The sequence below is a fragment of the Mesorhizobium opportunistum WSM2075 genome, assembly GCF_000176035.2.
GTDB lineage: Bacteria > Pseudomonadota > Alphaproteobacteria > Rhizobiales > Rhizobiaceae > Mesorhizobium > Mesorhizobium opportunistum.
Map to the genome: position 1 here is coordinate 41,146 of NC_015675.1, position 17,146 is coordinate 58,291.

Consider the following 17,146-nt stretch of genomic DNA (forward strand, 5'->3'; position numbering starts at 1 on the left):
CTTACTCCGCGTCGTCCGCCGATGCGGCGTTGAGCTGGCCGTATTTTTCCTCGCCGATCGAGGCCAGCAGATCGAGCTGCGTCTCCAGGAAGTCGATATGCCCCTCCTCGTCGGCCAGCAATTGCTCGAACAGCTTCATCGACACATAGTCGCCGGCCTCGTTGCAGATTTCACGCGAGCGCTTGTAGGCGGTGCGTGCGTCATATTCGCCGGCAAGGTCGGATTCGAGCACTTCCTTGACGTTCTGCCCGATGCGCAACGGCGCCACGGACTGCAGGTTCGGATGGCCTTCGAGGAAGATGATGCGGGCGACGAGCTTGTCGGCGTGGTGCATCTCCTCGATCGATTCCGCCCGCTCCTTCTTGGCCAGCTTGGCATACCCCCAGTCCTCGAGCAGACGGAAATGCACCCAATACTGATTGACCGCTCCGAGTTCCAAGAACAGAGCTTCATTAAGCCGCTCGATGACCTGCGGTTCGCCTTTCATGAATTCTGCTCCCGTATTGGACGCGCAGGCCCCTGACGCGGTCCAGGTGTGAAACGATGTCCACGCCACTCGCCTCCGAGCGGGTGTGGTAATTCTCGGTGACCCGAATGATCGTTTCGACCACATTTGGGAAACAGCCGCAACAGCGACCGCGCTTCTGCATCGTGTGGTAGACCTTTGCCGGCACGATAAGTTGCCATGGATCCTGGTCCAGCAGATCGATGATCGTCTGCTCGATCTCTTTCTCGGTGATAATGTTGCAATGGCAGATCAGCATTTACAGTGCCCGAGTGGCTGACGGCGCCTTCCGCGCCGTGGCTTGTTTCGCTTCCGGAGCCCACTCCGAAGCCGATTATTGGGCTCCGGACCAGGCTCCAGTTCGGCGCTTACTTGAACACCTTGTCGGGTGCGTCAAGGCTGTCGGAGCCCTCGAAGGCGATGGCGTTGAGCTTCAGGGAACCGACGGCGCGCTCGATCGACTTGGTCTGGTCGATCAAGGCGTCGATCGCGGCCTGCACGGTCGCATTGCCTTCGGTGTTGCCCTCGGCGATCTGCTGGTCATAGGCCTCGCCGGCCTCGGCCCGCGCCTTGATCGCCTCCATCTTGGCGACGGTGACGTCGAGCTTGTCAGACAGTTCCTTGTCGATCGCCGGATCGGCAGTCTTCACCATCTCGTGCACCGAAGGTCCCGAGACGACAGTGCCGTCGAGCCTGGTATAGCTGGCGAGATAGGCGGCGCGGATGCCGATGGCGTCGTTGAGATGGGAGTTGTAGGTGTTATCGGAGAAGCAGTCATGCTCCTCTTCGGGATCGTGCAGCAAGAGGCCGAGCTTCATGCGCTCGCCGGCCAGTTCGCCGTAGGACAGCGAGCCCATGCCGGTGAAGATCGTCGAGATGGCGGTGTTCGGCTCGCCGTCGGCCAGGGCCTTGCGCGCCGCGCCGTCCGCTTTCCAGTCGTCGACCATTTCCTGCAGGTCCGAAACCAGGAGTGTGCTGGCGGACTTCAGATATTCGGCACGGCGGTCGCAATTGCCGCCGGTGCAGTTCTTGAGATCATAGTCGGTATAGGGGCGCTCGCCGGCGCCCGGGCCGGTGCCATGCAGGTCCTGGCCCCAGAGCAGGAACTCGATGGCGTGATAGCCGGTGGCGACGTTGGCCTCGACGCCGCCAGCCTCCTGCAGCGTACCGGAGAGGAATTCCGGCGAAAGCTTCGAGGCATCGACCTTCTTGCCGTTGATCTCGATTTCCTTGTTGGCGATCACATTGGCCGTATAGAGCGAATTCGCATCGGACTCGGTGCCGTAGCTCTTGGCGACATAGTCGATCAAGCCTTCGTCCAGCGGCCAGGAATTCACCTTGCCCTCCCAGTCGTCGACGATCTTGTTGCCGAAACGGTAGACCTCGGTCTGCTGGTAGGGAACACGCGATGCCTTCCAGGCGTCGCGCGCGGCGTTGAGCGTATCCGCCGACGGGTTGGCGAGCAGCGCGTCGACCGCCTTGTCGAGGGCTTGCGCCGTGGTCAGCGAATCCTCGTATTTGGCGAGCGCGATGTCGGAATAAGTCGTGACGACCGCTTTAGCATCGGTTTGCGCCTTGGCGGGCAGCACGAACACCGCTGCTGTCAGCAAGGCCGTGGCACCCATCGCCGCAAGCCTGCCGCCATATCGTGCTGTCATTATCGCTCTCCAGTTTCTCGGGAATTTCATGAATGGCGCGCGCGGCAATCGGCGCCAGGCCACATCGATGCCATAAGGCACAAGACTTGCCGCCATCGCGCGGTTCGCGGAAGAAAGACACCAAAATGCCTCCAATCGAACGGGTTCAAGGCCCAAACATCAGGGGATGCGCCAGCGCGCAGGTTTCCATAAAGCTTCGACGCCGATGGAAGTCAACGAAAATCGACAGGAAAAGCCAATTGAAACAATAGTTTAGAACTATTCTAAACTACAACGGTCAACTTTATGACCTTGCTGCACCGTCCTTGCCCGGGACTGCAGGCCAGGGAACTGCACGATTGACAGCCGCCATTCCGGGTGCGACCCGCAGACACGCTCTTGCGGCGGCGTCAGACAATTGCCACTTGGCGAGACATCCTAGAATCGAACCGGGATTGGAATGCGATGAAGAACGGCGTGGTCATTGTCGGTGCGGGTCATGCAGGCGTGCAAGCGGCGGCAAGCCTGCGCGAGGATAGCTATGACGGGCCGGTGATCCTCATCGGTGATGAGAACGAACTGCCCTATCACAAGCCGCCGCTGTCGAAGACCTTCATCAAGGATGCCGAAGCCAAGCCGCAACCCTTGCGTGGCGAAGCCTTCTACACCGGTAACGCCATCGACTACCGGCCCGGCATCAGGATCGAGCGCATCGATGCCGGCCGTCGTAGCCTGGAGATCTCCGGCGGCGGCGCACTTGCCTTCGACCATCTGATCCTGGCGACCGGATCGCGCCCGCGCCTGCTGCCGCTGCCAGGTGCGGATCTTTCCGGCGTTTTGTCGCTGCGCTCGCTTTCCGATGCGCGGCTGATCCGGGAATTGAGTGCAAGGAGCGACGACGTCGTCATCCTCGGCGGCGGTTTCATCGGATTGGAGATCGCCGCGACGCTGCGTGCGGCCGGCCGCACGGTGACAGTGGTGGAGGCAGTCGACCGTCTGCTCGGCCGCGCGGTTGCACCGGTGGTGGCGAGCCATGTCCGCCAAAGGTTGGAAGCGACAGGCGTGCGCATCCTCACCGGCACCTCGATTGCAAAGCTCGAAGGTGAAAACGGCCATGTCGCCGCCGCGATCACCTTATCAGGCGAAAGGCTGCCGGCGCGCATGGTCATCGTCGGCATCGGCGCCGTGCCGAATGTCGAACTGGCGCAGGACGCCGGCCTTGCCATCGCCAACGGCATCCGCGTCGATCACCAGATGCGCAGTTCGGTGCCGGAAATCCTGGCCATCGGCGATGCCGCCTCCTACCGGCACTGGTTCACCGGCGGCGACGTGCGGCTGGAATCCGTGCAGAACGCCACCGACCAGGCGCGGCTCGCGGCGCGCACCATCACCGGCCATGCCGATGCCTATTGCGCGGTGCCGTGGTTCTGGTCCGACATTGGCGACATGAAATTGCAGATGGTCGGGCTGACCGCCGGCGGCAATAGCCATGTCCTGCTGGGCGACCTGCCCGACAACAAGTTCTCGATCTACCACTATGCCGGGGATCGGCTGCTCGGCATCGAATCGGTCAACCGGCCCGGCGACCACATGCTTGGCCGCAAGATGCTCGGTGCGGGTTTCTCACCGACGCCGGAAACGGTGGCGGCGGGACCGGATGGGCTGAAAGCGGCGCTAGCTGCGTTTCAAGCCGTCGAACCGGCGAAGGCTGTCGGCTAGTTTGAAGAATTTGTTCGAGCAATCACCAGTCGGAGAGACGTCGTGAGCAGCGAATATGTCCGAGAGTTGATCCGCCGCGATCAAGACCGTCAACTGCTTCGACGTCTCCTCCTTGAGGGCGCGTCATCCGAGCCGGGCGCCCCGGTTGATGATGGCTATTTCGCAGCACTGCGAAAAAGAGCGCAGGGCCAATAAGGAATCTGCCGGTCGAGACGAGGCTGTATGGCGATAGGCGTCAGTTTAGAACGTCTGCGCCGCCCCTCATCCGCCTGCCGGCGTTCGTCGTCAGAAAAGCCAAGCAATTGGCTTTTCGCCCGCTTCGCGGATCGCTCCTCAACTCCCCGTATAGTGACGGGGAGAAGAGGAGCGCTTCAGTTCAGGCGGCGCAGACTTCGCGGATCGAGCTTTCCAAGATGTCGAGCGCTTCGTTCATGACTTCGTCCTGGATGGTGATCGGCGCCAGGAAGCGGATGACGTTGCCGTAGACGCCGCAGGTCAGCAGGATCAGGCCCTTGTCGAGCGCCTTCAGCCGGATCGCGTTGGCGATCTCGGCCGACGGCAAGCCTTTCTTGACGTCGTTGAACTCGACCGCGTTCATGAAGCCGAGGCCCCTTATATCGACGATCTCGGGAACGTCGTCACGGATCGACTGCAGGCGCTGCTTCAGCCGCGCGCCCAGCGTGTTGGCGCGGTCGCACAGCTTTTCGTCCTCGATCACGTCGAGAACCGCGTGTGCGGCGGCAACGCCGATCGGGCTGCCGCCATAGGTGCCGCCGAGGCCGCCGGGGCCGGGCGCATCCATGATCTCGGCGCGGCCGGTGACCGCCGACAGCGGGAAGCCGCCGGCCAAGCTCTTGGCCATGGTGGTGATGTCGGCCGCCACCTCATGATGATCCATCGCGAACATCTTGCCGGTGCGGGCAAAGCCGGTTTGCACTTCGTCGGCGATCAGCAGCATGCCATGCTGGTCGCACAGCTTGCGCAGCGCGGTCAGGAACTCGCGCGGCGCTTCGTAGAAACCGCCCTCGCCCTGCACCGGCTCGACGATGATGGCGGCAACGCGGGCCGGATCGACATCGGCCTTGAACAAACGATCCAGCGCGGCCAGCGAATCGGCTGTGGAAACGCCGTGCAGCGGCACCGGGAACGGCGCATGGTAGACGTCGCCCGGCATGGCGCCGAAGCCGACCTTGTAGGGAACCACCTTGCCGGTCAGCGCCATGCCCATGAAGGTGCGGCCATGAAAGCCGCCGGAGAAGGCGATGACCGCCGGACGGCCGGTGGCGTTGCGAGCGATCTTGATGGCGTTCTCAACCGCCTCCGCGCCGGTGGTCACGAAAATGGTCTTCTTCTCGAACTTGCCGGGCAGCATGGCGTTCAGCCGTTCGGCCAGCCGCACATAGCTCTCATAGGGCACCACCTGGTGGCACGTGTGGGTGAAGCGATCGAGCTGCGCCTTGACCGCCTCGATCACCCTTGGGTGGCGGTGGCCGGTGTTGACGACGGCGATGCCCGAGGAGAAATCGATGTAGCGGCGGCCTTCGACATCCCAGATCTCCGAGTTTTCAGCCCGGTCGGCATAGATTTGCGTGGTCATGCCGACGCCGCGCGAGATCGACTGGTTCTTGCGTTCGGAAATGGCTGAATTCTTCATGATGTCCCTCATCGGGCCGGCGCCCGTTCTCGTTTGATACCGTCTTCTGACCTTATTTCATGTTTTCCTCAAGTCGGCACCACCGGCGGGCGATTGGGCCTGCGGCAGGCGGATCCCCAACCTTGACCAGCCGTGCGATACGCGTACGAGAGCGGTTTCCTTTTTCCGGGGATCGATTATCCTCCCGATGTCCGCGAGGTATCGCGCTCAGCGAGCGGCCCGCGGCTGGGGGAGCCCATGAGCAGGAACGCGACATCGTCCGTCTCGCCGCCATCGGCCCAAGCTCCCCGCCTTTTGTCTTTTACAGCCGCTTCGACGATCTTCGCCTGCACGACGGTGCTGCTGCTGGCCGGCTGCCAAAAGCAGGAGGCGGCGGCCAAAAAACTGCCCATCATGGTGCGCACCGAGACAGTGGCGATGGCCGACTATGCGCCGAGAACCTCGCTGACCGGCGTGATCGCCGCGCGCACGTTGAACAATCTGTCGTTCCGGGTCGGCGGTCGCGTGGCCGAGCGGCTCGTCGATGTCGGCCAGCATGTCGACCAGGGCACGGTGCTTGCCCGCATCGACCCGCAGGAGCAGGAATCCGATCTGCGTTCGGCACAGGCCGATCTCGATGCCGCGCAGGCGCAGCTGACCCAGTCCGCCGCCGCCTTCGAGCGGCAGAAGACACTGCTGGCCCAGGGCTTCACCACGCGGCGCGACTATGACGCGGCCGACCAGGCGCAGAAGGTGGCGCAAGGCAGCGTCGATGCCGCGCGGAGCGCGTTCGCCAACGCCCAGCAAAACCTGTCCTTCACCGAGCTCAAGGCAGGAGCCGCCGGCGTGATCACCGCCCGCCAGGTCGAAACCGGCCAGGTGGTGCAAGCGGCGCAAACCGTCTTCACCGTCGCCGAGGACGGTGACCGCGACGCGGTGTTCAACGTACAGGAGACGCTGGTCGCCCGGACTCCCGCCTCCCCGGCGGTAACGATCACATTGTTGTCCGATCCACAGGTCAGGGCGACGGGCAAGGTGCGCGAAATTTCGCCGGCGGTTGATCCGGCCTCCGGTTCGATCCGGGTCAAGGTCGGCATTCCCGATACGCCCGCCGGCATGCCGCTGGGGGCAGCCGTCATCGGTTCGGTCGGCGCCAAACAGGCGAAGGCTATTTTGCTGCCCTGGCAGGCGCTGACGTCCAGCGCCGGCAAGCCGGCGGTCTGGATCGTCGACCCCTCGACCAAGGCGGTGACAATGGCGCCTGTCGAGGTGCTGGCGTTCGGTTCCGGCACGGTGGCGATCGCCAAGGGACTGAACGAGGGCCAAAGCGTCGTCACCGCGGGCGGACAGTTGCTTAGCCCTGGACAGACCGTAGAGATATCTGGAGCAGGCCAATGAGCCGGCTGCCATCCATCCTGCTCGGCCTGTTCATGTTGGGCGCGCTCGCGTCCTGCTCGAAGTCCGATGAAAAGCCGCCCGAGATCATCCGGCCGGTGCTGTCGGTGGTGGTCGAGCCGCGCACCACGCAGATTTTCGGCTTTGCCGGCTCGGTCGAGCCGCAGGTCAGCGCCGACCTTGCTTTCCGTTTGCTTGGCCGGGTTGTCTCGCGCGATGTCAAGGTCGGCGACATCGTCAGCAAGGGCACGACGATCGCCACGCTCGATCCGACCGCGCTGGAGCTCGCTGTCCAGGCGGCCAAGGCGGAACTCTCCAACGCCGAGGCGCAGTTTGCCAACGCAGCCGCCAGCGAGGAGCGCCAGCGCCAGCTGCTTGCCGCGGCCAACACCACGCAAGCTGTCTTCGATGCCGCGCAGCAGGCACGCAAAGCGGCCGAGGCCAATGTGGAGCGGGCGAAGGCTTCGCTTGCCAAATCGCAGGAACAGCTTGGCTATGCCAGGCTGTTCTCGGACTTCGACGGCGTCGTCACGGCCGTCGGCGCCGAGGTCGGCCAGACGGTCTCGCCAGGCCAGACGGTCGTCACCGTGGCGCGCTCGGACCTGCGCGAGGCAGTGGTCGACATTCCCGACCAATTGACCGGCGATCTCGCGGCCGGCACGCCGTTCCAGGTCATCCTGCAATCGCTGCCGACGATCCAGACCGAGGCCAAGCTGCGCGAGATCGCGCCGCAGTCCGAGGGCTCGACCCGCACCCGGCGCGTCAAGCTGACGCTAACCGATCCGCCGCAAGCCTTCCGGCTCGGCTCGACGGTGACGGCGACGCGCATGACCAAGGTGACGCCGACGATCGAACTGCCCCTGTCGGCGCTGCTCGAAAAGGACGGTGCCGACAAGGTATGGATCGTCGACCCACAGACATCGAGCGTAAGCGCGAAAGAGATAAAGTTGGCCGCCAAGGGCGCCGCCACGTTCATCGTCGCGGAGGGGCTTGAGGCCGGCATGCGCGTGGTCACCGCGGGCGTCCACAGCCTGAGCGAAGGCCAGAAGGTCAAAGTGCCGGAGGGCGGCGTCTGATGAAGGGCTTCAATCTCTCCGACTGGGCGCTCAGCCACCGTTCCATGGTCTGGTATTTCATGCTGGTCTTCGTGGTGGCCGGCATCTTCTCCTACCTCCATCTCGGCCGCGAGGAAGACCCCAACTTTACCATCAAGACGATGATCATCCAGGCCAACTGGCCGGGCGCCTCGGTCAAGGAGACCGTGCAGCAGGTGACCGACCGTATCGAGAAGAAACTCGAGGAACTCGACAGCCTGGACTACACCAAGTCCGTCACCACCGCCGGCCAGACCGTCATCTTCGTCAACCTGAAGGACACCACCAAGGCACGCGATGTCGTGCCGAACTGGATTCAGGTGCGCAACATGGTCAACGACATCGCGGCGCAGTTTCCGCAAGGCGTGCAGGGACCGTTCTTCAACGACCGCTTCGGCGATGTCTACGGCAACATCTACGCCTTCACGTCGGACGGACTGACGCCGCGCCAGCTGCGCGACTATGTCGAGGACGCCCGCACCAAGATCCTCACCGTGCCCAATGCCGGCAAGGTCGATCTGGTCGGCGCGCAGGACGAGGCGATCTATCTCGAATTCTCGACCCGCCAGATCGCGGCACTCGGCCTCAACCAGCAGGCGATCGTTGCAAGCCTGCAGGCGCAGAACGCGATCACGCCGTCCGGCGTCATCCAGTCCGGACCAGAGCGCATCAGCGTGCGCGTCGGCGGCCAGTTCACCTCCGAGGACAGCCTTCGCGCCATCAATCTGCGTGTCAACGACCGCTTCTTCCGGCTGAGCGACGTGGCGACGATCACGCGCGGCTATGCCGATCCACCAACAGCGCTGTTCCGCTTCAACGGCCAGGACGCCATCGGGCTCGCCATCGGCATGAAGCCAAACGCCAATCTGCTTGAATTCGGCGAGGCGCTGCACAAGGAGATGAACAAGGTGCTGGCCGACCTGCCGGTCGGCGTCGGCGTGCATCTGGTCGCCGACCAGCCGGTCATCGTCGAGGAGGCCGTCTCCGGCTTCACCCGCGCGCTGTTCGAGGCGGTGGCCATCGTGCTCGCGGTGTCGTTCATCAGCCTCGGCATGCGCGCCGGCTTCGTGGTGGCGCTGTCGATCCCGCTGGTGCTGGCCATCACCTTCACGGTCATGGCCTATCTCGGCATTTCGCTGCAGCGTATTTCATTGGGCGCGCTGATCATCGCGCTCGGGCTCCTGGTCGACGACGCGATGATCGCCGTCGAGATGATGGTGGCGCGGCTGGAGGTCGGCGACAATCTGCGCAAGGCGGCGACCTATGTCTACACCTCGACCGCCTTCCCGATGCTGACCGGCACGCTGGTGACCGTCGCCGGCTTCATCCCGATCGGCCTCAACAACAGCGCCGCCGGCGAATACACCTTCACGCTGTTCGTGGTGATCGCCGTGTCGCTTCTGGTGTCATGGATCGTGGCGGTGCTGTTTGCTCCACTACTTGGCGTCACCATCCTGCCGGCGACGATGAAGACCAAGCATCACGACCAGCCGGGCCGCTTCACCTCGCTGTTCCGGCGGGTGCTTGTCGGCTCGGTGCGCCATCACTGGCTGACCATCATCGCCACCGTGCTGTTGTTTGCCGGCTCGATCGCCGGCTTCGGCCTGGTGCAGCAGCAGTTCTTTCCGCCGTCGGACCGACCAGAGCTGATCGTCGACTGGAACCTGCCGCAGAATTCGTCGATCGCGGATACACGCGACCAGATGGAGCGCTTCGAGCAGCGGGCGCTGGTCGGCAATCCCGACATCGATCATTTCTCGTCCTATATCGGCCAGGGCGCGGTGCGCTTCGTGCTGGCCTATGACGTGCAGCCGGCCAACCCCTATTTCGGCCAGACCGTGATCGTCACCAAGAGCATCGAGGCGCGCAACCGGGTGAAGCCGGCGCTGGAAAAGCTGCTGCGCGAGGAGTTCGTCGGCACCGACGCCTTCGTCAAGCTGCTCGAACTCGGCCCGCCGGTCGGCCGCCCGGTGCAATACCGCGTCGGCGGACCCGACATCCAGACGGTGCGCGAGCTGGCGCAGCAATTCGCCGGCGTCATCTCGGCCAATCCGAAGCTCGCCGCATCGACCTTCGACTGGAACGAGCCGCAACGCGTGCTGAGGGTCGACGTGCTGCAGGACAAGGCACGCCAGCTCGGCATCACCTCCTCAGACATCGCCAGCGCGCTGAACAGCACGGTCGGCGGCGCCACCATCACGCAGGTGCGCGACGCCACCTATCTGATCAATGTCGTGGCGCGCTCACGCGATGCCGAGCGCGGCTCGATCGGGACGCTGCAGAACATGCAGCTGCCGACCAGCAGCGGCGAGGCCATCCCGCTCGCGGCTGTGGCCAATTTCCGCTACGACCTCGAACAGCCGACGGTGTGGCGACGCGACCGCATTCCGACGATCACCGTGCGGGCCGGCCTGGTCGGCGACGTGCTGCCGGCCACGGTGGTCAACGAACTCAAGCCATCGGTGGATGCCTTCATCGCCAAGCTGCCGCCAGGCTATTCGGTCGAAACCGCCGGTTCGGTCGAGGAGAGCGCCAAAAGCCAAGGTCCGATCGCCGCCGTGGTGCCGCTGATGCTGTTCGTGATGGCGACCATCCTGATGGTGCAATTGCAAAGCTTCCAGCGCCTGTTCCTGGTGGTGGCGGTGGCGCCGCTCGGGCTGATCGGCGTGGTGGCGGCCCTGGTACCGAGCGGCGCCCCGCTCGGCTTCGTCGCCATCCTGGGCGTGCTGGCGCTGATCGGCATCCTGATCCGGAACTCGGTTATCCTGATCGTGCAGATCGAGGATCTCGTCCGGGAGGGCAAGGACCGTTGGGCGGCCGTCATCGAGGCGACCGAACACCGCATGCGGCCGATCGCGTTGACGGCGGCGGCAGCCAGCCTGGCGCTGATCCCGATCGCGCGCGAAGTGTTCTGGGGGCCGATGGCCTACGCAATGATGGGCGGCATCATCGCGGGTACGGCGATCACGCTGCTGTTCCTGCCAGCGCTCTACGTGACGTGGTTCCGGATCAAGGAGCCGAAAGCCCGGGATGAGCCACCCGTTCCGGATATCGGCGAACCAGTGCAAACTCCGGCCTAGGACGTAACCGGATCATTCATTGTCGTTGGAGGGTACAGGGAGTGATTTGGCGCGCTGCCACGGCGACGATTTGGAACTGCGCCAAGCATGCCAGCCCTTTGGCAAATCGGCCAATTCCAGGATGCTTTCATCCCTCCGCACGATCATAATGTCGCCTTCGTCAACAGGTCCAGTTTCGCTGTTGTGGAATTGCCAGCTGCCACCTTCATCGCTGTAGCTATCGTCGTCATCAGCTTCATGCACAACGTATGCGATCCAATCGCCACTTTTAAATATGCCTCGGTCCGATAGCACCGCCACGTTGGGTGGGTCTTCAAATCTCCATTGCTCCATGGAATCCCCCAAGACCGTCGATCTGTGCACAGAAGAACGAATTCAAACGGTTCTCACGAACCCCTCGCTCGCCCTCAGCAGATTGCGCGTATAATCCTTGGTCACATGGCGCTCGACAAGATCGCTTGCTGTCAGATTCTCCACCGCCTCACCGCTCTGCATCACCATCAGCCGCTCGCACATATGGGTGATGATGGCGAGGTCGTGGCTGACCATCAGGAAGGTCAGCTTGCGCCGCCGGCGGACCTCTTCCAGCAAGTTGAGCACTTCCGCCTGCACCGAGGCATCGAGCGCCGAGGTCGGCTCGTCCAAGAGCAGGATCGAGGGTTCGAGGATGAGAGCGCGCGCGATCGCCACGCGCTGGCGCTGGCCGCCGGACAATTGATGCGAATAGCGGAAGCGGAAACCGTTGCCGAGGCCGACCTCGTCGAGCGCCCGCTGGATCCGTTTTTCGCCGTCGGAAAAGCCATGGATCGCCAGCGGCTCCTGCAGCAGGCGGTCGACGGTCTGGCGCGGGTGCAGCGAGCCATATGGATCCTGGAAGACCATCTGCACCTCGCGGTAGAAGGCCTTGTCGCGGCGCGTGCCAAGCGTCTTGCCGTTGACGGCGATGCTGCCGGAAGCGACCGGCGCGAGGCCGGCGATCGCCCTGAGCAGCGTCGATTTGCCGGAGCCGGATTCGCCGACAAGGCCGAAGGATTCGCCCGGCTGCACGTCGAGGCTGACGCCCTTCAGCGCGCGAAAGCGATCGAAGATCACTTCCAGTCCATCGACGGCGATCGCTGATGTCATGCCGCCCACTCCGGCTTGCGGTCGAGCACCGGCAGCGGGTGACGATCGGCGCCGATCTTGGGCATACAGTTGAGCAGGCCGCGCGTATAGGGATGCTGGGCCCGGCCGAGTTCGGATGCCTTGAGCTGCTCGACCACCTTGCCGGCGTACATGACGATGACACGGTCGCAGAATGACGAGACCAAGCGCAGATCGTGCGAGATGAAGATCAGCCCCATGCCGCGCTCGCTGACCAGCCGGTCGAGAATGCCGAGCACGTCGAGCTGCACCGTGACGTCGAGCGCCGAGGTCGGCTCGTCGGCGATCATCATCTCCGGCCCGGCGATCAGCATCATGGCGATCATGGCGCGCTGGCCCATGCCGCCGGAGACTTCGTGCGGATGCAGGTCGAACACCCGCTTGGGGTCGCGGATCTGCACCGCCTCCAGCATGGCCAGCGCGCGCTCGCGCGCCTCGGCCTTGGAGACCTTCTCATGCGTGCGCAGCGTCTCGACGATCTGGCGGCCGATGCTCATCACCGGGTCGAGCGAATATTTCGGATCCTGCAGGATCATGGCGATGCGGTTGCCCCGCAGCGCGCGGCGTTGGCGCGGCGAGATGTCGAGCAGATCGATGCCGTCGAACGCCAGCTTGTTCGCCGATATCCTTGCCTGGGGCGGTGTCAGTCCCATGATGGCGCGGCCGGTCTGCGACTTGCCCGAGCCCGACTCGCCGACGATGCCGAGGCGCTCGCGGCCAAGCGAAAAGGAAACGCCGCGCACCGCCTCGATCAGGCCGGTGCGCGTCGGAAAGGTGACGCGCAGATCGTCGACCTCAAGCAGCGTCTTCGTCTCCCTGCTCATTGATCACCACTCATTGGTCGCCACTCATTGGTCACCGCTCCGGGGATCGAGCGCGTCGCGCAGGCCATCGCCGAGCAGGTTGAAGCCAAGGCTGACGATGAGGATGGCGAAGCCCGGCGCACCGGCCACCCACCATTGGTCAAGGATGAAGCGACGGCCAGACGCAATCATGGTGCCCCATTCGGGCAATGGCGGCTGCGCACCGAGGCCGAGGAAGCCGAGGCCGGCGGCGGTCAGGATGATGCCGGCCATGTCGAGCGTCACCCTGACGATCAGGGAGGAGATGCAGAGCGGCATGATGTGGCGCAGCACGATGCGGAAGGGCGAAGCCCCCATCAGCTGCACCGCCTTGATGTAGTCGGAATTGCGCACGGTGAGCGTTTCGGCGCGGGCGATGCGCGCGTAAGGCGGCCAGGAGGTGATGGCGATGGCAAGCACCGCGTTCTCGATGCCGGGGCCAAGCGCGGCGACGAAGGCAAGCGCCAGGACCAGCTTGGGAAAGGCGAGGAAGATGTCGGTGATGCGCATCAGGATGGCATCGGTCCAGCCGCCGGCATAGCCGGCGACGGTGCCGACCAGGAGACCGATGGGCGCCGCGATGATGGCAACCAGGATGACCACATAGAGTGTCCAGCGCGAGCCGTAGAGGATGCGCGAAAGAATATCGCGGCCGAGATCGTCGGTGCCGAACCAGTGCTCGGCGCTCGGCGCCAGCAGCCGCGCGTTCTTGAGATCGCCGAAGGTTGGCGAATAGGGAGCCAGCACGCCGGCAAGGGCGGCAATAACCAGCAAGGCGATGATGATGAGCAGGCCGACGAAGGCCAGCCGGTTGGCGGAAAACCGCCGCCAGGCGACATAGGCGCGGCCGAGCCTTGCCTGCATGCGCGATGCCGGCCGCTCGCTGAGCAGCCAGTCGCGCCGGGAGAGGGGGCGAACGTCGGAGGCGGTCATGTCGATGCCTCTTGAAGGTGTCGACCCCCACTCCGGTCTGCTTCGCAGACCACCTCTCCCCCGTTCGACGGGGGAGAGGAAATGCGCCAAGCGTACGTCCGGGTTTTCCTCTCCCCCGGGCAGGGGGAGAGGTGGCCCGAAGGGCCGGAGTGGGGGTGGTTGGCCGCAACCGAGCCCGAAAGTGGGATACCTTTGCTCATTGAACCTTCGTCCTCGGATCGAGGACGCGGTAGAGCAGGTCGGACAGGAGGTTGATGGCTATGAACACCGAGCCGATGACGATGGTGCCGCCGAGCACGGCGTTCATATCGGCATTCTGGAGTGAATTGGTGATGTAGAGGCCGATGCCCGGCCAGGAGAAGACGGTCTCAGTCAGCACCGAGCCTTCGAGCAGTCCGGCATAGGAGAGCGCGATCACTGTCACCATCGGCACGGCGGCGTTGCGCAGCGCATGGCCCCAGATGATGCGCGTTTCCGACAGGCCCTTGGCACGCGCGGCGACGATGTATTCCTGGGCCAGTTCGTTGAGCATGAACGAGCGCGTCATGCGGCTGATATAGGCGAGCGAAAAGTAGCCGAGCAGCGAGGCCGGCAGGATGATGTGCCGGAAGGCGTCGTAAAAGACATCCCACTGCCCCTGCATCGCCGAATCGAGAAGATAGAAGCCGGTGATCGGCGTGAAGGTGTATTCGTAGACGACGTCGAGCCGGGCCGGAAAAGCCACCCATTGCAGCTTGGCGTAGAACAGGACGAGCCCGAGCAGGCCGAGCCAGAAGATAGGCACGGAGTAGCCGATCAGGCCGATGACGCGAACGATCTGGTCGATGAGGCTGCCGCGCCTGACCGCGGCCAGCACGCCGAGCGGTACGCCAAGCAGGGCGCCGATCAACGTTCCGAGCGTCGCCAGCTCGGTCGTTGCCGGAAGCGCACGACGGATGTCGGTCATGACCGGATTGGTGGTCAGCACCGAAGTGCCGAAATCGCCACTCAGCGCGTGTTTCACATAGATGTAGAACTGCTCGATCAATGGCAGGTCGAGACCCATCTCGCGGCGCGTGCGTTCGACGACATTGGCCGGCGCCCGGTCACCGAGCACCGCCAGCACCGGGTCGATCGGGATGACTCGGCCGATGAAGAAGGTCACCGCGAGAAGACCAAGATAGGTCGTCACCGCGATGACCAGGAAGCGGCCGAGCGACGACGCAAGTGCATAGGCGCGGGCGCCGCCGCGCCCGCCCTCGTTTTCAACTGCGCTCATGCTGCGCGTCCGCCGGCGTTATTCCTTGGAAACCGGCCCGACGAAGTTGGTGTCGAAGCTCGGGCCGAGCGCAAAGCCCTTGAGGTTCTTGCGCAGGCCAGCCACTTCCAGCTGCTGGTGGATGACGACGAAGGGGCTGGTGTCGAGGATCTTCTTCTCCAGATCCTTGTACATATCGGCGCGCTTGCCCGAATCCTTCTCCAGCAGGGCCGCTTCCGTCTGCTTGGTCAGATCCGGAATGTCCCAGGCGTTGCGCCAGGCCAATGTCTTGGACTTGCCTGCATCCGAATTGTCCGGGTTCGAGGCAAAGGTCTGGGCGTTGGAGTTCGGGTCGAAATAGTCCTGCCCCCACTGGCCGATATAGATGTCGTGGTTGCGGGCGCGGTACTTGGTCAGCGTCTGCTTGCCGTCGCCGGGGATGATCTCCAGCTTGATGCCGGCCTGGCCGAGCGTCTGCTGGATCGATTCCGCCATGCCGGTCGTCGGCTGGCCGGTGCGTACGTCCATGGTTACGCTGAAGCCGTCGGGCAGGCCTGCCTTGGCCAGCAACTCCTTGGCCTTGGCGACGTCGAGCTTGAACGGGTTCTCGTCCAGTTCACCGAGCACGCCCTTGGGCAGGAAGGTCTGATGGATTTCGCCGATGCCCTTGAGGATGGTCGAGCTCAGCGCATCGTAGTCGACGAGATATTTGAAGGCCTGGCGAACCTCTGGTTTGGCCAGATTCGGGTTCTTCTGGTTGAGGCTGATGTAGTAGACCGTGCCCTTCGGCGCGCTGGTTGTGGTGAGGTCGGCGTTCTTGGCGATCGCGTCGAGGTCGTTCGGCTCGAGATTGCGAGCGACGTCGATATCGCCGGCTTCGAGCGCCAGGCGCTGGGCCGAGCTTTCTTTCATGTTGCGGTAGATGACGCGGGCGAGCTTGGCCTTCTCGCCGTAATAATTGTCGTTGCGCTCCATGACGACGGCTTCGTTGGCGCGCCATTCACGCAGCTTGTAGGCGCCCGAACCGGCGTAGCCGGTCTTCAGCCAGGCATTGCCGAAGTCGTTGTCCCATTTGTAGTCGGCGCTCGGCGTGACCGCGGCGACATGTTCCTTGACCAGCTTGGCATCGACCACCGAAGCGACGGTTGCCGAGAGGCAGTTCAGCACGAAGCTCGGCGCATAAGCCTTGTCGACGGTGAACTGGAAGGTGGTGTCGTCGACCGCCTTGGCTTTTTCGGTGACGTTGTCGCCGCTGATGCCGAACTGGTCGATGATGAAGGCCGGGCTCTTGTCCAGCTTGACGGCGCGCTCGAACGAATAGGCGACATCGGCCGCGGTGATCGGGTTGCCGGAGGCGAACTTCAGGCCGGGCTTGAGCTTGAATGTGTAGGTGAGACCATCGTCCGAAACGGTCCAGCTCTCGGCGAGATCGGGCTTGACCTTGGAGGTGTCGCTGAGATCGAGACGGACCAGCAGATCGTAGGTGTTGCCGGTGACCTCGGCGGTCGACAGCTCGAACGCCTCGCCCGGATCCATGGAGATGATGTCGTCGATCGCGAAACCTTCGACCAGCGTATCTGCGGGCGTGACCGCACCTGCCGGCGCGCCGGCCAGAAGCAGCGCGGACATGGCGGCACCAGCAAGCAAGATGCGGGAGCGTAGAGCAAACTTTTCCATCATCATGGTGATTGTTCCCTGTTTTGTTGACCTGAGTTCCCGGCTCAGGGTTGCAGTATTCTTTTCGGGGCCGGCCATGGCCCTCTGCCCACTTACCGTCGTGGTTTTTGTCCAGTTGGTCAACACCATATTCGGCGACCTCGTGGCGAGCAACGCGCATTAATGCGACGGTTCATTGGACCAGAATGGCAGGCGGCAAGTCGACGCATATTCAGTCCAATCGGGCCCGCGTATCGAGAAAAATCTGCCAA

At 63.7% G+C, this 17,146-nt stretch carries 15 protein-coding genes and 1 pseudogene; 6 read left to right on the forward strand and 10 right to left on the reverse strand.

The genetic code is table 11. The features are described 5' to 3' along the window. Position 1 precedes the first annotated feature (1 nt). The 3 genes from bfr to MESOP_RS00205 all read right to left on the reverse strand — a co-directional run bounded on the left by bfr (position 2) and on the right by MESOP_RS00205 (position 2,163). Entirely contained in the window at positions 2 to 487 is a 486-nt protein-coding gene (gene bfr, locus MESOP_RS00195; protein WP_013891287.1) for a bacterioferritin, read from the reverse strand. Then, on the reverse strand, positions 453 to 764 hold the full coding sequence (locus tag MESOP_RS00200) for a hypothetical protein (RefSeq protein WP_013891288.1): 312 nt from the start codon (positions 762 to 764) through the stop codon (positions 453 to 455). Before MESOP_RS00200 ends, bfr begins: the two co-directional genes overlap by 35 nt. Before the next feature lie 109 nt (positions 765 to 873). Continuing rightward, positions 874 to 2,163, reverse strand: coding sequence for an imelysin family protein (locus MESOP_RS00205; protein ID WP_013891289.1), 1,290 nt, complete (start codon positions 2,161 to 2,163; stop codon positions 874 to 876). 444 nt (positions 2,164 to 2,607) lie between these two features. Between MESOP_RS00205 and MESOP_RS00210 the strand changes: the two genes are divergently transcribed. After that, entirely contained in the window at positions 2,608 to 3,861 is a 1,254-nt protein-coding gene (locus tag MESOP_RS00210; RefSeq protein WP_013891290.1) for an NAD(P)/FAD-dependent oxidoreductase, read from the forward strand. A 45-nt stretch (positions 3,862 to 3,906) separates the two neighbouring features. Further along, positions 3,907 to 4,056: pseudogene (locus MESOP_RS36075) on the forward strand (type II toxin-antitoxin system ParD family antitoxin); the annotation flags it as partial. A 181-nt stretch (positions 4,057 to 4,237) separates the two neighbouring features. On the opposite strand, the gene MESOP_RS00215 reads toward MESOP_RS36075, so the two are convergent. After that, positions 4,238 to 5,515, reverse strand: a complete 1,278-nt coding sequence (locus MESOP_RS00215) for a 4-aminobutyrate--2-oxoglutarate transaminase (protein WP_013891291.1) — start codon at positions 5,513 to 5,515, stop codon at positions 4,238 to 4,240. A gap of 237 nt (positions 5,516 to 5,752) precedes the next feature. Here MESOP_RS00215 and MESOP_RS00220 point away from each other — a divergent pair, with 237 nt between their 5' ends. From MESOP_RS00220 to MESOP_RS00230, 3 genes are read left to right on the forward strand one after another with little or no spacing between them, the layout of a single operon-like run. Further along, on the forward strand, positions 5,753 to 6,892 hold the full coding sequence (locus MESOP_RS00220; protein WP_013891292.1) for an efflux RND transporter periplasmic adaptor subunit: 1,140 nt from the start codon (positions 5,753 to 5,755) through the stop codon (positions 6,890 to 6,892). Beyond that, positions 6,889 to 7,965: an efflux RND transporter periplasmic adaptor subunit gene (locus MESOP_RS00225; RefSeq protein ID WP_013891293.1), complete on the forward strand. Its 1,077-nt coding sequence runs from the start codon at positions 6,889 to 6,891 to the stop codon at positions 7,963 to 7,965. Before MESOP_RS00220 ends, MESOP_RS00225 begins: the two co-directional genes overlap by 4 nt. Then, positions 7,965 to 11,063: an efflux RND transporter permease subunit gene (locus MESOP_RS00230; RefSeq protein ID WP_013891294.1), complete on the forward strand. Its 3,099-nt coding sequence runs from the start codon at positions 7,965 to 7,967 to the stop codon at positions 11,061 to 11,063. The genes MESOP_RS00225 and MESOP_RS00230 overlap by 1 nt, the downstream gene beginning before the upstream one ends. Positions 11,064 to 11,075: 12 nt before the next feature. Here MESOP_RS00230 and MESOP_RS33155 read toward each other — a convergent pair whose 3' ends face one another. The 6 genes from MESOP_RS33155 to MESOP_RS00260 form a co-directional block, all read right to left on the reverse strand. Then, complete coding sequence (locus tag MESOP_RS33155; RefSeq protein WP_013891295.1) at positions 11,076 to 11,396, reverse strand: hypothetical protein; 321 nt, start codon at positions 11,394 to 11,396, stop codon at positions 11,076 to 11,078. Between the two features lie 42 nt (positions 11,397 to 11,438). Then, entirely contained in the window at positions 11,439 to 12,188 is a 750-nt protein-coding gene (locus tag MESOP_RS00240; RefSeq protein ID WP_013891296.1) for an ABC transporter ATP-binding protein, read from the reverse strand. Further along, positions 12,185 to 13,030: an ABC transporter ATP-binding protein gene (locus tag MESOP_RS00245; protein ID WP_013891297.1), complete on the reverse strand. Its 846-nt coding sequence runs from the start codon at positions 13,028 to 13,030 to the stop codon at positions 12,185 to 12,187. Before MESOP_RS00245 ends, MESOP_RS00240 begins: the two co-directional genes overlap by 4 nt. 24 nt (positions 13,031 to 13,054) lie before the next feature. Continuing rightward, positions 13,055 to 13,981, reverse strand: coding sequence for a nickel transporter permease (nikC, locus tag MESOP_RS00250; protein WP_013891298.1), 927 nt, complete (start codon positions 13,979 to 13,981; stop codon positions 13,055 to 13,057). 196 nt (positions 13,982 to 14,177) lie between these two features. Further along, the gene (locus MESOP_RS00255; protein WP_013891299.1) at positions 14,178 to 15,239 is read right to left on the reverse strand and encodes an ABC transporter permease; all 1,062 of its coding nucleotides are present in this window, start codon (positions 15,237 to 15,239) and stop codon (positions 14,178 to 14,180) included. Between the two features lie 18 nt (positions 15,240 to 15,257). After that, positions 15,258 to 16,901 carry an ABC transporter substrate-binding protein gene (locus tag MESOP_RS00260; RefSeq protein ID WP_041163947.1) on the reverse strand — a complete coding sequence of 548 codons (1,644 nt, stop codon included), beginning with the start codon at positions 16,899 to 16,901 and terminating at the stop codon, positions 15,258 to 15,260. Here MESOP_RS00260 and MESOP_RS35495 point away from each other — a divergent pair. Next, the gene (locus MESOP_RS35495) at positions 16,846 to 17,058 is read left to right on the forward strand and encodes a hypothetical protein (RefSeq protein WP_167313524.1); all 213 of its coding nucleotides are present in this window, start codon (positions 16,846 to 16,848) and stop codon (positions 17,056 to 17,058) included. The two genes, MESOP_RS00260 and MESOP_RS35495, sit on opposite strands and share 56 nt — an antisense overlap. The last annotated feature ends 88 nt before the right edge of the window (positions 17,059 to 17,146 follow it).

What these genes read in the sequence shown, in the direction of transcription:
- bfr (WP_013891287.1), bottom strand. Translation starts at nt 487, where the DNA reads ATGAAAGGCGAACCGCAGGTCATCGAGCGGCTTAATGAAGCTCTGTTC.
- MESOP_RS00215 (WP_013891291.1), bottom strand. Translation starts at nt 5,515, where the DNA reads ATGAAGAATTCAGCCATTTCCGAACGCAAGAACCAGTCGATCTCGCGC.
- MESOP_RS00220 (WP_013891292.1), top strand. Translation starts at nt 5,753, where the DNA reads ATGAGCAGGAACGCGACATCGTCCGTCTCGCCGCCATCGGCCCAAGCT.
- MESOP_RS00245 (WP_013891297.1), bottom strand. Translation starts at nt 13,030, where the DNA reads ATGAGCAGGGAGACGAAGACGCTGCTTGAGGTCGACGATCTGCGCGTC.
- MESOP_RS00255 (WP_013891299.1), bottom strand. Translation starts at nt 15,239, where the DNA reads ATGAGCGCAGTTGAAAACGAGGGCGGGCGCGGCGGCGCCCGCGCCTAT.
- MESOP_RS00225 (WP_013891293.1), top strand. Translation starts at nt 6,889, where the DNA reads ATGAGCCGGCTGCCATCCATCCTGCTCGGCCTGTTCATGTTGGGCGCG.
- MESOP_RS00200 (WP_013891288.1), bottom strand. Translation starts at nt 764, where the DNA reads ATGCTGATCTGCCATTGCAACATTATCACCGAGAAAGAGATCGAGCAG.
- MESOP_RS33155 (WP_013891295.1), bottom strand. Translation starts at nt 11,396, where the DNA reads ATGGAGCAATGGAGATTTGAAGACCCACCCAACGTGGCGGTGCTATCG.
- MESOP_RS00260 (WP_041163947.1), bottom strand. Translation starts at nt 16,901, where the DNA reads ATGATGATGGAAAAGTTTGCTCTACGCTCCCGCATCTTGCTTGCTGGT.
- MESOP_RS00240 (WP_013891296.1), bottom strand. Translation starts at nt 12,188, where the DNA reads ATGACATCAGCGATCGCCGTCGATGGACTGGAAGTGATCTTCGATCGC.
- MESOP_RS35495 (WP_167313524.1), top strand. Translation starts at nt 16,846, where the DNA reads ATGGCGGCACCAGCAAGCAAGATGCGGGAGCGTAGAGCAAACTTTTCC.
- MESOP_RS00230 (WP_013891294.1), top strand. Translation starts at nt 7,965, where the DNA reads ATGAAGGGCTTCAATCTCTCCGACTGGGCGCTCAGCCACCGTTCCATG.
- MESOP_RS00205 (WP_013891289.1), bottom strand. Translation starts at nt 2,163, where the DNA reads ATGACAGCACGATATGGCGGCAGGCTTGCGGCGATGGGTGCCACGGCC.
- MESOP_RS00210 (WP_013891290.1), top strand. Translation starts at nt 2,608, where the DNA reads ATGAAGAACGGCGTGGTCATTGTCGGTGCGGGTCATGCAGGCGTGCAA.
- nikC (WP_013891298.1), bottom strand. Translation starts at nt 13,981, where the DNA reads ATGACCGCCTCCGACGTTCGCCCCCTCTCCCGGCGCGACTGGCTGCTC.